A 15,169-nucleotide genomic window follows, 5' to 3' on the forward strand; every position below is an offset into this window, starting at 1 on the left:
CTTCACTCATCGAATTACTCCGATTGCTCATTATTGTTATTCAAAGTAGATGGGCCGTTAGGAACGGCAAGTCAAGTAGAGCAAATACGGGTCTGTGGCGCAAGCGACGCCATCTCGGCAATCCCTCGCACTTATAACCGTTAGTTACAGGCATAGCGAAAAATATTGTTATTTTTTGCATAAGGCCGCTGGTATGTTATGCGCCACCGGAGACTGTGCGGAGCCCTCCCCTGTCTCTGTGACCAGCGCAAAAAGGCAATGGAATCAAGCAGTTATGTACCGATATGACGACCGGGACCACGCCATCATCAACGATCGCGTGGCCCAGTTCCGCGGCCAGACGGAACGTTACCTGGCCGGCGACTTAAGCGAAGAACAATTTCTGCCGCTGCGCCTGCAAAATGGCCTCTATATCCAACGACTGGCGCCGATGCTGCGCATCGCCGTACCCTACGGGCTGCTGAACAGCACCCAGCTGCGGCGCCTGGCGCGCATCAGCCGCGACTACGACAAGGGCTACGCGCACTTCACCACCCGCCAGAACCTGCAGTTCAACTGGCCGCAGCTGGACGATGTGCCGGACATTCTCGCCGAACTGGCTGAAGTGGAGATGCACTCGGTGCAGACCAGCGGCAACTGCATCCGCAATACGACCTCGGACCCCTATGCCGGTGTGGCCCGCGACGAGATCGCCGACCCGCGCCCCTACTGCGAGCTGATTCGCCAGTGGTCCACCTTCCACCCGGAATTCGCCTTCCTGCCGCGCAAATTCAAGATCGCCGTCAGTGGTTCCGAACAGGATCGCGCGGCCATCCGCGTACACGATATCGGGGTGCAGATAGTGAAGCGCGGCGGGGAAATCGGCTTCCAGGTTCTGGTCGGCGGCGGCCAGGGCCGCACGCCGGTCATCGCCGAACAGATCCGCGACTTCCTGCCGGAACAGGACCTGCTGTCCTATCTGGAAGCCATCGTCCGCGTCTACAACCAGCTGGGTCGCCGCGACAACAAGTACAAGGCGCGCATCAAGATCCTGGTGAAGGCACTCGGCGCCGAGGAATTCGGCCGCCGCGTGGAGCAGGAGTGGGAACAGATCAAGGATGGCGCCGACCGGCTGACTCCGGAGGCACTCGCCTGGGCCAAATCCTTCTTCACCGAGCCCACTTACCGGGCCTTTGACGGCGCGGCCAGCGATGCCGCCCTGCAGGCACAGGCCGAGGGCGACAAGGCATTCAGTCGCTGGCTGGAGCGCAACAGCTTCCCGCACCGGGTGCCGGGCTACCGCGCCATCAAGCTGTCCACCAAGCCCACCGGTGTACCGCCGGGCGATGTCACCGACCGCCAGCTGGAGGCCATTGCCGAGCTGGCCGATGAGTTCAGCTTCGGCGAGGCGCGGGTCACGCACGACCAGAACGTGGTACTGGCCGATGTGCAGCAGGACCGCCTGCTGGAACTGTGGCAGGCCGCCCGCAAGCACGGCTTTGCGACGCCGAATATCGGCACGCTGACCGATATGATCTGCTGCCCCGGCGGCGACTACTGCTCGCTGGCCAACGCCAAGTCAATCCCGGTGGCGGAGGCCATCCAGCGCAAATTCGACGACCTGGATTACCTCTACGATCTCGGCGACCTGAACCTGAATATCTCCGGCTGCATGAACGCCTGTGGACACCATCATGTTGGCCATATCGGCATTCTCGGCGTGGACAAAAAAGGCGAAGAGTTCTACCAGATACAGCTCGGTGGCAGCTCCTCGGAAAACGCCAGCCTGGCCAAGGTGCTGGGCCCCAGCTTCTCTCGTGCGGAAGTACCCGAGGTGATCGGCAAGATCCTGGATATCTACGTGGAGCAGCGCCAGCCGGAAGAACCCTTTATCGATACTTACAACCGCATCGGCCTGCAGCCCTTTAAGGAGAGCGTCTATGCCCGCGCAAGCTAAGAAGCCAAAGCCAGCTAAACTCGGGCCGCAACCGGAAAACCCGGCACAGGTGATCATCGACGACGCAGTGGCTGAAAACGTCTGGCGACTGCTGCCGCAAGCCGAGGGCGACGTGGAGATCACCGGTGAGTCCCTGGCGTCCGGCAACGTCATCCTGCCGTACAAGCTGTGGCACAATCTGCGCGATGAGCTCGCGGAGCGCGCGCACGAAATCGGCGTCTGGCTGGACAGCGACGAGAGCGCCGAACTGCTCGGCGAAGATGCGAAGGCGCTGCCGCTGATCGCGGTGCACTTCCCCGCCTTCGCCGACGGCCGCGGTTTCACTACCGGTCGGCTGTTGCGGGAACGCTACGGCTTTGATGGCGAGCTGCGCGCGGTGGGCGCCTTCATGCGCGACCAGCTCACCTACCTGCGCCGCTGCGGCTTCAATGCTTTCGCCTACGAGGGCCAGCAGTCTCTGGAAAATCTGCTGGAATCGCTGCACGACTTCAGCGACAGCTATCAGGCCGCACTGGATCAGCCGCTGCCGATGTTCCGGCGCCGGGCTGTCTAAAGCCATACGCCCCACTCCCCCAAGGGCGGCTGCGTGTCCACTGACCCACAGAGCTCGCAGCCGCCCTCTTCTCTTCGATACTCCCGGCAAAAGCTCCGCCACATTACTGCTAGACTGCTGGTAAGCCTTGGATTGTCAGGCAGCGGGCCACGCCTGCATTGCTGGAGCAGTTTATGCCGAAGCACTTTTTTGTCCTCGGGCTGGATCCGTTACGGCGGCCTTATGTCGAAGCCGTGCGCGATGCGGATCGGTATCGATTTCACACCCTGCTCGACTTCAATGAAGTCGTGCTCGCAGACCGATATCCCTACGATGAACTGTTGGGTAAAGCGGAACGGCAGCTCAAAGCCTTTCCCGAAGCCATTACGGGTATTATCGGACACTGGGACTTTCCCACCAGCGTGCTGCTGGCGCACCTCTGTGAGAAAACCGGCTTGCGTTGTGCATCGCTGCGCGCCGTGCTGTCGTGCGAGCACAAATACTGGAGTCGCCTGCTGCAACAGTCCGTGCTGCCGGACTGGACCCCGGCCTTCTGTGCCGTAGACCCCTTCGCCGAGAATCCGCTGCAGCAGATCACCATCGACTACCCCTTTTGGCTGAAACCGATCAAGGCGCATTCATCTTTTCTCGGTTTCCGTATCGAGGACGCAGCCGAATTCCACCGTGCGATCGCGATTGTGCGAGACGGCATCCGTCGCTATGGCGACGCCTTTAACCAGGCCCTGGCGCATATTACCGTCCCAGCAGAGGTGGGCACGGTTGACGGGAACTGGTGTATCGCTGAGGAGATCATCACCGGCAAGCAGTGTGGTATCGAGGGATCAATGCTGAACGGTGAATACCGTATTCACGGTATCGTCGACACAGTGAAAGACAGCCGCAACTGGAGCTTCACCCGCTACGAGTACCCGTCGGTTTGGCCTCGGCATGCCCAACAGAAAATATGCGACGCGGGAGAGAAACTGCTGCGGCATATCGGCTTCGACAACTCGCCCTTCGGTATCGAGTTTTTCTGGGATGAGAAGAAGAATGCGCTCAGGATCCTGGAAATCAACACCCGCATATCACAATCCCACAGCGATCAGTTCATCAAGGTCCACGGCGTATCCAATCATCAAGTACCGGTAGACCTGGCCGAGGGGCGCATACCGGATCTCAGCGACTGCAAGGGCAAATACCAGTGCGCGGCAAAGTTTATGCTGCGACGCTACGGCGACGCGCGTGTCGAACGCATTCCCACAGAGAGCGAGATACGCTCGGCAGAGTCGTCTGTCGCCGACAGCAAGATAGTTATCACGGTGAGCGAGGGGCAGCGGCTGTCAGACAAACTGAATCCAGATAGCTACAGCTTTGAGATCGCAAATATTCTCGTTGGTGCCCAGAACCAGCGTGAGCTGTTAAAGAATTACCAACAGCTTGCGGATCAACTGCATTTTCAGTTTTCCGATGACCAGGGGCCCGAAGAATTTCAGTTCAACCAGGTGCGGTATTAAATGAACGTTGTACAGAACTTCCCGCACCAGATAAAAATACTGGAGCATGTGGAAATCCCCATGCCCGACGGCTGCCACCTGGCGGCCCGCATCTGGCTGCCGGAGACCGCCGAGCAACAACCGGTGCCCGCCATATTCGAATATATACCCTACCGCAAGCGCGACATGACCCGCCTGCGGGACTCTATCACCCACCCCTACCTGGCCGGGCACGGCTATGCGTGTGTACGGGTCGACCTGCGCGGCAGCGGTGAGTCCGACGGGGTACTCCGGGACCAGTACCGACAGCAGGAACTGGATGACGGCGTCGCGGTGATCCGCTGGCTGTCGGAGCAACCCTGGTGCAACGGCGACGTGGGCATGATGGGCATTTCCTGGGGTGGCTTCAACGCACTGCAGATTGCCGCCCTGGCTCCGTCCCCACTCAAAGCCGTGGTGTCCGCCTGCTCTACCGACGATCTGTATTTGGACAACATGCATTACATGGGCGGCTGTCTACTGACGGACAACCTGTCGGAGGCCACCACCATGTTTTCCGTCAACACCTGCCCGCCGGATCCGGCGCTGGTCGGCGAGCGCTGGCGCGATATGTGGATGGAGCGATTGCGGGGCAGCGGACTGTGGCTGGATATCTGGCTGCGCCACCAGTACCGGGACAGCTACTGGGAGCACGGCTCCGTCAGCCAGCACTACGACGCCATACGCTGCCCGGTGATGCTGATCGGCGGTTGGGCCGACGGTTATACCAATGCGATATTCCGCCTGCTGGAGCACTTGAATGTGCCGCGCCAGGGGCTGATCGGCCCATGGGGACACAAGTATCCGCACATGGGTGTACCGGGGCCGGCGATCGGCTTCCTGCAGGAGACGCTGCGCTGGTGGGATCACTGGCTGAAGGGTCAGGACACCGGCATCATGGACGAACCGATGCTGCGCGCCTGGATGCAGGAGAGTGTGCCGCCGACCACCTATTACCCAGAGCGTCCAGGGCGCTGGGTCGGAGAAGATCGCTGGCCGGCACCGGGCATACGCGAAACCGCCTATCCGCTGGATCCGACCCGTATCCTGATGGCCGGTGAACCCCGCTGTCCGCGGGAGGAAATGGTGGAGATTCAGTCCCCGCTCAGCGTCGGCCTGTTCGCCGGCAAGTGGTGTTCCTACACCGCGGCGCCGGACCTGCCCCACGACCAGCGCGAAGAGGACGGCGGCGCGCTGGTATTTGAGAGCGCCCCGCTGGCTCAGGACCTGGAGATTCTCGGCGCACCGGTCGTCGAGCTGGAATTGAGCTGCAACCAGCCCGTCGCGATGATCTGCGCACGGCTTTCCGATGTAGCCCCGGACGGCAAGGCAACCCGGGTTACCTATGGCCTGTTCAATCTTACGCATCGCGACAGCCATGCCAGGCCGGAACCACTGGTGCCGGGCCACTGTTACCGTGTGCGAGTGGCGATGAACTATATTGGCCAGAACTTCCCCGCCGGCCACCGCCTGCGCCTCAGCCTGTCCACCTCCTACTGGGCACTGGCCTGGCCGCCACCAAGACCTGTCCGCGTGAGTGTCTACCCGGCAACCAGCCGGTTGATACTGCCCGAGCGCGCGCCGCGACCCGCAGACGATGCGATTCACTTCGATCGACCCGAGGGGGCGCAACCGATTCGCGTCGACGTTATTGAATCCCCGAATCACAATTGGCTGGTACACCGGGACCTGGCCCTGGATGAATCCGTACTGGAAGTGATCAAGGACGACGGCCTCAAATATATCGAGGAGATCGATATGGAGGTGGCCAACCGCACCTGGAACTGGTACCGGTACAGGGACGACGACTTCCTGTCGCTGCAGGGCGAAACCCGCACCGAGCGTATCTTCCGCCGCGGGAGCTGGTCGGTGCGCACCGCCACCCGCACCCTGCTCACCGCGGACGCCGAGCACTTCTATATCCACGCAGAGCTGGATGCCTGGGAGGGGGACACGCGGGTCTACTGCGAAAACTGGCAGCGCAAGATTCCCCGGGATCACCTCTGACCTCGCCTCCGCGGCCAGGAGTACACTGGGGCTGGATTTCCCCCCGCCAAAACGTCAATATGCCGCCGTAAACGAACGGTGGCGAGCCGCTCATTTTTTCGGCAATTGCCGGGCGCCCCGCCTCAAAGACCAGCGAGAGCTCAGATAAGCGATGACAGTAAAAGTCGAATCCGTAGACAGCCTTTTGAAATCCAGCGGCCGCGAGGGCGACAAGACCCGCGTACAGGGCTGGATCAGAACCCGCCGCGACTCAAAAGCCGGCCTGTCCTTCCTGGCCGTGCACGACGGCAGCTGCTTCGATCCCATCCAGGTGGTGGTCGAGGCTAACCTGCACAATTACCAGTCCGAAGTGCTGCGCCTGACCACCGGCTGTGCCGTGGATATCGAGGGCACCATCAAGCCGTCCGAGGGCAAGGGCCAGTCCATTGAGCTGCTGGCCAGTGAAGTGCACGTGATCGGCTGGGTCGAGGACCCGGACACCTACCCGATGTCGCCGAAGCGCCACACGATGGAGCACCTGCGCGAACACGCCCACCTGCGCCCGCGCACCAATGTCAGCGGCGCCGTGGCCCGCGTGCGCAACTGCATTGCCCAGGCGATCCACCGCTTCCTCCACGAGCAGGGTTTCAGCTGGGTGCACACCCCGATCCTCACCGCCTCCGACTGCGAGGGCGCCGGCGAGATGTTCCGCGTCAGCACCCTCGACCTGGAAAACCTGCCGCGCACCGACAAGGGCGAGATCGATTTCAGCAAGGATTTCTTCGGTGAGGAGAGCTTCCTGACCGTATCCGGCCAGCTGAACGTCGAGAGTTATTGCCTGGCGCTGTCCAAGGTTTACACCTTCGGCCCGACTTTCCGCGCGGAAAACTCGAACACCACCCGCCACCTGGCGGAATTCTGGATGGTCGAGCCGGAAATCGCCTTTGCGGACCTGGCAGATATCGCCGACCTGTCCGAGGAGATGCTGAAATACGTCTTCAAGGCGGTGCTGGAAGAGCGCGCCGACGATATGGCTTTCTTCGCCCAGCGCATCGACAAGGAAGCCATCTCGCGCCTGGAGAACATCGTCGACAACGACTTCGCGCGCATCAATTACAGCGAGGCGATCGAGATTCTCGAGAAGTGCAAAGAGAAGTTCGAGTTCCCGGTTTCGTGGGGAATCGACCTGGCCTCCGAGCACGAGCGCTACCTGGCCGAGAAGCACTTCAAGAAGCCGGTGATCGTCATGAACTACCCGAAGGACATCAAGGCCTTCTACATGCGCATGAACGACGACGCTAAGACTGTGGCGGCGATGGACGTGCTGGCGCCGGGTATCGGTGAGATCATCGGTGGCTCCCAGCGCGAAGAGCGCCTGGAGAAGCTGGACGAGCGCATGGACGAGATGAACATCCCGAAGGAACACCTGGACTGGTACCGCGACCTGCGCCGCTACGGCACAGTGCCGCACGCCGGCTTCGGCCTCGGTTTCGACCGTATCGTTTCCTATGTCACCGGCATGGGCAATATTCGTGATGTGATTCCCTTCCCGCGCACACCGAAGAATATCGCCTTCTGATAAAAAGCCCCGCAATGCGGGGCTTAAGCTCGCCAATAAACCCCGCCTCTTACCTAATCCGGTGGCGTGGCGGCAAGGCACTGGGGCCGGCATTTCGAAAACGCATGAATACGTCCCTGTAGCTCCGTCGGGTACGTCCTGTACCCGACGGTTTCGAAATGCCGGCCCCAGTACCTTGCCTTCAAATTCGGCTGCATGACTTTGTCAGCAGTCTGAAATTCCCCAATGCGGGCTTCTTCTTTCCGCAGACAGTTTCCCTATCCGCCTAGCTGCCGCCGAACACCGCCATCAGGGTAATCAGGACGATCCACAGCAAAATCAAGAACCACTGCACGGCCTGGCCACCGCCATTCTTGGCGCCGTTCTTTTGCGGCTGACCTTTTGCTTTCACCTTCGCGTAGTCGAAGGTATGGCGGGTCAGCTCTTCTCCCTGGTACACCTCTACCTCGCGCGCGCCGGCACCCAACGCCAGCTCACGAAACGCGCGCACCTCAACCTCGGTGAGCCCACCCTGGGTCTTTTCCATCGGCTGCAGCACCACGATCGGCGAAGGGGTAAACAGGGTCTGGTCGGTAAGCTTGCGGAATATATGTTGCAACAGCTTTTCACCGGCACTGAAGTCGCGCAGCAGCGAGCGCGGATGTGAGAAAGGATTGATGACTTCGACATCCTGGCCGGATACGGAAGCGGCGCGATTGCCGACCGCGGCGACAATACGTCGGCCATTGCGCGCCTCCACGGCAACCAGTGGTGACTCATCAAAAATTTTGCCGCTGTCGATATTGGTCACCCGGATGCGCTTTTCCCAGATCTGCACATACAGGGTGGCCCCGAGTTGATCGACTAGTTTATTGAGCATGCCAAGCTCCCCGCTCGGTCATCTTGCAAGAGCACTACTGGTTCGAATTGACTTCAATGCCCGTACCGGCGGGATCCCTGAAAAACACCTGGCGCATGGTACCGCCCGGTACATGCGTCTTGGTGTAACTGACGCCCAGCGATTCCAACTTGTCGACCACCGCATTGAGATTTTCAGTTCGGAAAGCGACATGATCGAGATAATGCGGACTGTCGCTCTCGAAGTGCACATTGCTTTCCACCAGGTGCACCAGTGGCTGATCATCCGCATAAAGCCAGAAGCCGCTGCGGGCAAAATCGGGGCGGTGACCTTCGCGCAGACCGAGTACTGAACAATAGAAGTCCCTGACCTCCAAGAGCAGATCGATCGGGGCGGAGATATTGATGTGATCCAGACGCACGAAAATTACTCCTGTAATTTTTAAGCGGGGAATGCTTGTCGACCGCTGTTCTTCTGCAATTGACTCACATCCACCCCGGGCAGCACGGATTTCATCGGGCGGATTCCTGTACCGCTTTAGCGAAACCACTCTCGCACGACCGAAGATACCCGCCGCGAAATCAGACCTGCCGCCAGCCGGGAATCAGACAACGCCCCTACCCTGCAGCGCACTGATCTCTTCATCGCTTTTTCCGAGTAGCTCACGCAATACCTCTGCAGTGTGCTGCCCCAGGACCGGCGGAGCCTGTTCGTAATCTAGCTGGGTCTCGGAAAAAATCACCGGATTGCGTACCGTCTTGACCTTGCCGGCGGTCGGGTGATCCTGCTCCAGTACCATGCCCCGCGCCTGCACCTGCGGATCGGCAAACACCTGATCCAGGGTATTGATCGGACCACAGGGCACATGGGCATCGCTGAGTTTTTCGAGCCACCAGGCGGACTGCCGCTGCCGCGTGGCCTCTTCGATCAACGGTACCAGCTGCTCCCGCGCCTGTACCCGCGCGGCGTTGGTGGCGTAGGCGGGGTTGTCCGCGAGTTGCTCGATGCCGGCGATATGGCAGAAACGCTTGAACTGCTCGTCATTGCCAACCGCGAGCATAAAGTAGCCGTCACTGGACGGTACTGCCTGATACGGAACGATATTCGGATGGCCAGTACCCTGACGGACAGGCGGCTTGCCCGAGGTCAGATAGTTCTGCGCCTGATTGGCGAGCCAGGCCACCTGGGTGTCCAACAGCGCCAGGTCAATATGCTGGCCCTCACCGGTTTGCTGGCGATGGATCAGCGCGGCCAGCACCGCCGATACGGCGTACATTCCGGTCATCAGGTCGGCCACGGCGACACCGACTTTCTGCGGACCGGCCCCGGGCTGCCCCTCCGGCACACCGGTGATACTCATCAGTCCACCCATGCCCTGGATCATCGCGTCGTAACCGGCACGATTTTTATAAGGCCCGGTCTGGCCGAAGCCGGTGATCGAGCAGTAGATGATGCCCGGGTTGATCGCCTTGATGGAATCGTAATCCAAACCGTATTTTTTGAGCCCGCCCACCTTGTAGTTTTCCAGCAGAATATCGCACTGCGCGGCCAGCTCCTTCAGCAAATGCTGGCCCTCGTCCGTGGTGATATCGACGGTGACCGACTTTTTGCCGCGATTGGCACTGAGGTAATAGGCGGCATCGGCGGTGTCCGCACCCTGCGCGTCCTTCAGGTAGGGAGGGCCCCAGTGACGGGTGTCATCGCCACGCTCCGGGCGTTCAACCTTGATAACTTCGGCACCGAAATCGGCAAAAACCTGACTAGCCCAGGGGCCAGCCAGAATACGGCTGAGATCGAGAACCTTTAGATGCGCGAGCGGACCTGCCATAACTTCCTCATTTTGGTCTTCTACGGGCTAGGACAAAATTTGCGGCAGACTATCAGATTTGACCGGTCGGTGCTCGGCTTGGACGCGACTGAAAAATGCCCTTACACTGACGCCAATATAGAAGAATAAGGAGCAGCGCAATGACTGCCGCAGAAACAAAAAGATTCGAGTCCTTTACCGACTTTTATCCCTACTACCTGGAAGAACACCGCAACCTGACCTGTCGCCGACTGCACTTTGTCGGCACCGCCCTGGTCATCGCACTGGTCGCGACGGCCCTGATCAGCGGAAAACTGTTGTGGCTCGCGGGCGTGCCTTTTGCCGGTTACGGTTTCGCCTGGACCGGACATTTCTTCTTCGAACACAACAGGCCCGCCACCTTCAAGCATCCCTTCTACAGCCTGTGGGGGGACTTCGTCATGTTCAAGGATATGCTGCTCGGTCGCATCGATCGCTAGACTCTCGACTTGGCCAGGCCGTACTTGCGCAGCTTGTTCGCCACCGCGGTATGGGAAATACCTAGCCGCTTGGCCAGCTCTCGCGTCGAAGGCTGCTCGGCGACCAGGTCGTTGAGCAGCGCCCGCTCCAGCTGCTCCATCATTTCCCGATAAGTCAGGCCTCGCCCCCAGTCCCGCCACGGCAGTTGCGGCCGCACAGCCAGATCCGGTAGGTCGCCCGCCTCGATGGTGTCGCCATTGCGCGCGACGCAGCGACGCACCCCGGCGCCCAGGTAATCCCCCAGCCCATTGAAGTTATCCGGCCAGTCGTGTTGCTTCATCAACGCCAATACGTCGTCACTCAGCTGCAGTGGCTGCGCCTCCGGCGCGTGCTGACGCAGCATTGCCGCCGCGAATCGCGGCAGCGCCGGCCGCATAGTGCGCAGAGGCGGTAATGAGAGCGCGAGCGTCGAGAATATCTGTGCCAGCGCCGGCTCCAGCCTGTCGGCACTGACACTGGTTGCCACCAAGCGCAACTGCGCTGGCAAATCCTGCAGTTGCCGTACCAGCGCCAACTGCGCTGCAGCAGACAGACGGTGCAGGTCCTCGAGAATCAGGGTACCTGAACCGCGCAACTGGGACGGCAGCGGCATCTGTCCGTCCCGCGGCAACAGCCGCTGACAATCACCGGCGGCGGCCACCGGCGAGAGATAGTGCAGCGCACCGGCAAAGGTACTCTTGCCGGTGCCGCGCTCACCGACAATCAGCAGTGGCGAGCGGAAGTTGGCCAACTCCTGCAATTGCAGACAGCGCTCGCGGCGCAGATCGAAATCCCACAACGCCACCAGGCGCGGCAGTTCAACGGCAGACTGATCTGCATCCCACTGCTGCAGGGTCAGCACGGCACCGGCCAGGGAATCCACCGCGCCGGGACTGTCCTCGACCGGGATTGGCGACCATTCCATCCGGTAAGCGCGACCGCGCACGCCAACCGGCAGCCCATAACGGGGCACGGCGAAATCCCGCAGCAGTTCGGCGACCTGCATCAGCGGCAGGAACCGCTGCAGCTGCAGGCCCGGCACCTTGTCCAGGCTGACGCCGAAGGCCCGCGCCGCCGCCAGATTCGCCGCAATCACGCGGCCCTCGCGGTCCACCGACAAGACGGGATCGGCCACGTGGCGCAGCAGCGTGTCCAACTCAAAGTGCCGCCTCTCCGACGGAATCAGCGCGATGCGCCGCACCCGCTGCACGCCCGGCACCTTCAACAGGGACCTCTCAATCGCCTGGTATTGGGTCGTGAGCATGCTCGGCGCTGCCAGATAGACCTTGTCCCCGCTGTCGCCACCAAGCTCACCGGAAGTCACATTAATCCGATATTCGCCGAATATCTGCATTATTTCATGCAGGATGCCGACACGGTTGGCGCAGGTAATTTCGATTCTCATCGCAACACTGTAAATAATTGTTTACGAAAAGTGTATCTGCGGTGGCTGCGAAACGGCAAGAGTGTCGTGATTCCCCTGCCCAGCGGTGCCCGCTCTGACTAAAAATAACGGAGATAGATAACAACAAAGACAGAGCGGCAGGCCGGCAGCGCCCCTGAAAGGGCCTCACACCGCGCCGCTACGGGAGCACAGAGTCATGAAGAAAGACGCGAAGAAACCCAGCAAATACGTGGCGCGGCAGCCCGACGAGCAGGGTTTTATCCACTATTCCGATATCGAACACCAGACCTGGCAGCGCCTGATCGAGCGCCAGCTCAAGGTGGTTCCGGGGCGCGCCTGCGACGAGTACCTGCACGGTCTGGAGCTGCTGGATCTGCCCCATGACCGCATCCCCCAGCTCGACGAAATCAGCAGTGTGCTGCGCCGTGAAACCGGCTGGGAAGTGGCGCGGGTACCGGCATTGATCGGATTTGAGACCTTCTTTGGCCTGCTTGCCGACCGCAAGTTTCCGGTGGCGACCTTTATCCGCACGCCGGAAGAATTCGACTACCTGCAAGAGCCGGATATTTTTCACGAGATCTTCGGCCACTGCGCCATGCTCACCAACCCGGCGTTCGCCAACTTCACGCAGAAATACGGCCAGCTCGGTCTGAGTGCGTCACCGAAAGAGCGCGCCTACCTGGCCCGCCTGTACTGGTTTACCGTGGAGTTCGGCCTGCTCAATACCGAAGACGGCCTGCGCATCTACGGCGGCGGCATCCTGTCCTCGCCGAAAGAGACCCTGTACGCGCTCGGCAATGAGCCCGAGCGCTACGACTTTGACGTGCTCGACGCACTGCGCACCCCCTATCGTATCGATATCGTACAGCCGATTTACTACGTGCTGAACGACCTGCAGCAGCTGCAGCAACTCACCGAGATCGATCTGATGGCCAAGGTGCGCCAGGCCATCGAACTGGGTCTGTTCGAGCCGCGCTTCCCGCCAAAGGACGCCGCATAACAGGCGCCTTCCGGGCGGGCCACCTGCCCGCCCGGACTATCTCCCCCCCCGCCCCGATTCCTCCGTAAGACGTTCAACCAGGCTGAAGGAAATTCCACTACCAGCAGGATGATTCGGAGCCTATCGTTACAGCAGTGGGTGAAGTGAGAGCCCAACTATCCCCGCCAGGCGGGAGACTCCACTACACTCAATGGATAGGACTATCAGAAGGGGTAGCCGCGCCATAGATGGCGCACAAATCGTCGCTCATGGATACTCGGCCCCGCGGTTTTGGGAGCTTCGTAGAATTATGTCCTCACTCGATGCGATCGACAGACAACTTCTTGCCATCCTGCAATCGGACGTCAGCCTCTCGATCGAGGAACTGGCCGAGCGCGTGGGCCTGACCAAAACCCCCTGCTGGCGCCGGGTTCAGAAGCTGGAAAAAAGCGGCATCATCCGCCGCAAAGTGGCGCTGCTGAATGCGGAAATTCTCGGCCTGCCGGTGTCGGTGTTCGCCCAGGTCAAGACCGATCAGCACACGCCCGAATGGGCTGATGCCTTTGCCGCCCATATGGCGGAATTGCCGGAGGTGGTGGATTGCTACCGGATGGCGGGCGACTATGATTACCTGCTCCGCATCGTGGTCAGTGATATCTCTGCCTACGACCGTTTCTACAAGGAACTGATACGCCACGTGGGCATCAGCGATATTATTTCGAACTTCGCCATGGAGCAGATCAAGAGCACTACCGAGCTGCCGATTCCTCCCGGCGAATAGCAAACTTGCATTGAAGTCGCGGGCGCGACTGTTTCAGCTGCGCCCGCATCTATGGATAATGGACTCAGTGCCTCACTCAGCAAGGATGTCCAGTGGCAGAAACCTCTCTCTTCCAGTCCTTTTTTCTGATTTTTAGCGGCGCAGCCATCGTTGCCTCGCTGGCGCTGTTCGGGCGCCAGCCGCTGCTGGTTGCCTACATCGCCCTGGGCTTGCTCCTCGGCCCGTCTGGCATGGCGGTGATCGACAACGTGCAGCTGCTCGCGGAGATGTCCAACGTCGGCATTATCTTCCTGCTGTTCCTGCTCGGCCTCGACATGCAGCCCCAGGCGCTGATCTCGGTTCTGCGCAAAGCCACCTTCGTCGGCCTGATCAGCTGCGCAATTTTCCTGGGAGTGGGCTTTGCCATCGGCAAGCTATTCGGTTTCACCAGCACCGAGTGCTGGGTCATCGGCATGGCAATGATGTTTTCCAGCACCATCATCGGCATCAAGCTGCTACCGACCACCGTGCTGCATCACAAACATCTCGGTGAAATGATGGTGGGCCTGCTGCTGTTCCAGGATTTCGTCGCCATCACCTGCCTGATGATTCTGCTGTCCGGCAGTACCGGCGAGGTGGATGTGGCGCAACTGGGGCTTTCCATCGCCGCCGTGCCGCTGCTGGTGCTATTTGCCTGGGTGGTGGTGAAATACCTGCTGCTGCCGCTGTTTACCCGCTTCGACCGCTTTCACGAATATGTGTTTCTGCTGGCGCTGGGCTGGTGCATGGGGCTGGCAGAGCTGGCGGAAATACTCGGGCTGTCGCGGGAAATCGGCGCGTTCATTGCCGGTATCACCCTGGCCACCAGCCCGATCTCCCAGTACATCGCCCTGAGCCTGAAGCCGCTGCGGGATTTCTTCCTGATCCTGTTTTTCTTCAGCCTCGGCGCCCAATTCAAGCTGTCGATGGTGCCGGAAATTGCATTGCCTGCACTGGTCACCGCGGCCGCGGTGCTGCTGGTCAAACCGCTGGTGTTCCGCTGCCTGCTGGGCAATCAGAGCGAACACAAGGTACTGGCCTGGGATATCGGCTTCCGCCTCGGCCAGATCAGCGAGTTTTCCCTGCTGATCGCGTTCCTGGCCGTCGGCCACAACCTGATCGGCAGCGCCGCATCGCACTTGATTCAGGCCACCGCCATTCTGACGTTCCTGGTCTCGTCGTATATCGTGGTGCTGAATTTCCCCAACCCGATCGCGATCAAGGACGAGCTGCGCAGGGATTAACAGCACTTATCGCGAAAGGAAGGTTCCGCCGCCC

13 protein-coding genes are annotated in these 15,169 nt (G+C 60.4%); 9 read left to right on the top strand and 4 right to left on the bottom strand.

What is annotated here, in order from left to right; translation table 11 throughout:
• Window positions 1-274: 274 nt before the first annotated feature.
• From BLW36_RS03225 to asnS, 5 genes are all read left to right on the top strand, one after another.
• Entirely contained in the window at window positions 275-1,936 is a 1,662-nt protein-coding gene (locus tag BLW36_RS03225; protein ID WP_091385087.1) for a nitrite/sulfite reductase, read from the top strand.
• Entirely contained in the window at window positions 1,920-2,489 is a 570-nt protein-coding gene (locus BLW36_RS03230) for a DUF934 domain-containing protein (RefSeq protein ID WP_091385090.1), read from the top strand. Before BLW36_RS03225 ends, BLW36_RS03230 begins: the two co-directional genes overlap by 17 nt.
• A 173-nt stretch (window positions 2,490-2,662) precedes the next feature.
• The gene (locus tag BLW36_RS03235; protein ID WP_139304802.1) at window positions 2,663-3,982 is read left to right on the top strand and encodes an ATP-grasp domain-containing protein; all 1,320 of its coding nucleotides are present in this window, start codon (window positions 2,663-2,665) and stop codon (window positions 3,980-3,982) included.
• Window positions 3,983-6,007, top strand: coding sequence for a CocE/NonD family hydrolase (locus tag BLW36_RS03240; RefSeq protein ID WP_091385094.1), 2,025 nt, complete (start codon window positions 3,983-3,985; stop codon window positions 6,005-6,007).
• Between the two features lie 151 nt (window positions 6,008-6,158).
• Window positions 6,159-7,565, top strand: a complete 1,407-nt coding sequence (asnS, locus tag BLW36_RS03245) for an asparagine--tRNA ligase (protein ID WP_091385096.1) — start codon at window positions 6,159-6,161, stop codon at window positions 7,563-7,565.
• 265 nt (window positions 7,566-7,830) lie between these two features.
• Here the strand turns inward: asnS and BLW36_RS03250 are convergent, their stop codons facing one another.
• From BLW36_RS03250 to BLW36_RS03260, 3 genes are all read right to left on the bottom strand, one after another.
• On the bottom strand, window positions 7,831-8,424 hold the full coding sequence (locus BLW36_RS03250) for a rod shape-determining protein (protein ID WP_091385099.1): 594 nt from the start codon (window positions 8,422-8,424) through the stop codon (window positions 7,831-7,833).
• 34 nt (window positions 8,425-8,458) lie between these two features.
• On the bottom strand, window positions 8,459-8,824 hold the full coding sequence (locus BLW36_RS03255; RefSeq protein ID WP_170833100.1) for a VOC family protein: 366 nt from the start codon (window positions 8,822-8,824) through the stop codon (window positions 8,459-8,461).
• 183 nt (window positions 8,825-9,007) lie between these two features.
• Complete coding sequence (locus BLW36_RS03260; RefSeq protein WP_091385104.1) at window positions 9,008-10,231, bottom strand: CaiB/BaiF CoA transferase family protein; 1,224 nt, start codon at window positions 10,229-10,231, stop codon at window positions 9,008-9,010.
• 140 nt (window positions 10,232-10,371) lie between these two features.
• Between BLW36_RS03260 and BLW36_RS03265 the strand changes: the two genes are divergently transcribed.
• Window positions 10,372-10,689: an Mpo1-like protein gene (locus BLW36_RS03265; protein WP_091385106.1), complete on the top strand. Its 318-nt coding sequence runs from the start codon at window positions 10,372-10,374 to the stop codon at window positions 10,687-10,689.
• On the opposite strand, the gene BLW36_RS03270 is transcribed toward BLW36_RS03265, so the two are convergent.
• Complete coding sequence (locus tag BLW36_RS03270) at window positions 10,686-12,113, bottom strand: TyrR/PhhR family helix-turn-helix DNA-binding protein (RefSeq protein WP_091385108.1); 1,428 nt, start codon at window positions 12,111-12,113, stop codon at window positions 10,686-10,688. The two genes, BLW36_RS03265 and BLW36_RS03270, sit on opposite strands and share 4 nt — an antisense overlap.
• Before the next feature lie 196 nt (window positions 12,114-12,309).
• Here BLW36_RS03270 and phhA point away from each other — a divergent pair, with 196 nt between their 5' ends.
• The 3 genes from phhA to BLW36_RS03285 all read left to right on the top strand — a co-directional run bounded on the left by phhA (window position 12,310) and on the right by BLW36_RS03285 (window position 15,135).
• Window positions 12,310-13,113: a phenylalanine 4-monooxygenase gene (gene phhA / locus BLW36_RS03275; protein ID WP_091385110.1), complete on the top strand. Its 804-nt coding sequence runs from the start codon at window positions 12,310-12,312 to the stop codon at window positions 13,111-13,113.
• A 289-nt stretch (window positions 13,114-13,402) separates the two neighbouring features.
• On the top strand, window positions 13,403-13,873 hold the full coding sequence (locus tag BLW36_RS03280; RefSeq protein WP_091385112.1) for an Lrp/AsnC family transcriptional regulator: 471 nt from the start codon (window positions 13,403-13,405) through the stop codon (window positions 13,871-13,873).
• Between the two features lie 92 nt (window positions 13,874-13,965).
• Window positions 13,966-15,135, top strand: a complete 1,170-nt coding sequence (locus BLW36_RS03285) for a cation:proton antiporter (RefSeq protein ID WP_091385114.1) — start codon at window positions 13,966-13,968, stop codon at window positions 15,133-15,135.
• Window positions 15,136-15,169 lie beyond the last annotated feature (34 nt).

This window comes from Microbulbifer marinus (assembly GCF_900107725.1).
Lineage (GTDB): Bacteria > Pseudomonadota > Gammaproteobacteria > Pseudomonadales > Cellvibrionaceae > Microbulbifer > Microbulbifer marinus.

What these genes read in the sequence shown, in the direction of transcription:
- BLW36_RS03235 (WP_139304802.1), top strand. Translation starts at nt 2,663, where the DNA reads ATGCCGAAGCACTTTTTTGTCCTCGGGCTGGATCCGTTACGGCGGCCT.
- BLW36_RS03225 (WP_091385087.1), top strand. Translation starts at nt 275, where the DNA reads ATGTACCGATATGACGACCGGGACCACGCCATCATCAACGATCGCGTG.
- asnS (WP_091385096.1), top strand. Translation starts at nt 6,159, where the DNA reads ATGACAGTAAAAGTCGAATCCGTAGACAGCCTTTTGAAATCCAGCGGC.
- BLW36_RS03230 (WP_091385090.1), top strand. Translation starts at nt 1,920, where the DNA reads ATGCCCGCGCAAGCTAAGAAGCCAAAGCCAGCTAAACTCGGGCCGCAA.
- phhA (WP_091385110.1), top strand. Translation starts at nt 12,310, where the DNA reads ATGAAGAAAGACGCGAAGAAACCCAGCAAATACGTGGCGCGGCAGCCC.
- BLW36_RS03280 (WP_091385112.1), top strand. Translation starts at nt 13,403, where the DNA reads ATGTCCTCACTCGATGCGATCGACAGACAACTTCTTGCCATCCTGCAA.
- BLW36_RS03240 (WP_091385094.1), top strand. Translation starts at nt 3,983, where the DNA reads ATGAACGTTGTACAGAACTTCCCGCACCAGATAAAAATACTGGAGCAT.
- BLW36_RS03250 (WP_091385099.1), bottom strand. Translation starts at nt 8,424, where the DNA reads ATGCTCAATAAACTAGTCGATCAACTCGGGGCCACCCTGTATGTGCAG.
- BLW36_RS03260 (WP_091385104.1), bottom strand. Translation starts at nt 10,231, where the DNA reads ATGGCAGGTCCGCTCGCGCATCTAAAGGTTCTCGATCTCAGCCGTATT.
- BLW36_RS03270 (WP_091385108.1), bottom strand. Translation starts at nt 12,113, where the DNA reads ATGAGAATCGAAATTACCTGCGCCAACCGTGTCGGCATCCTGCATGAA.
- BLW36_RS03265 (WP_091385106.1), top strand. Translation starts at nt 10,372, where the DNA reads ATGACTGCCGCAGAAACAAAAAGATTCGAGTCCTTTACCGACTTTTAT.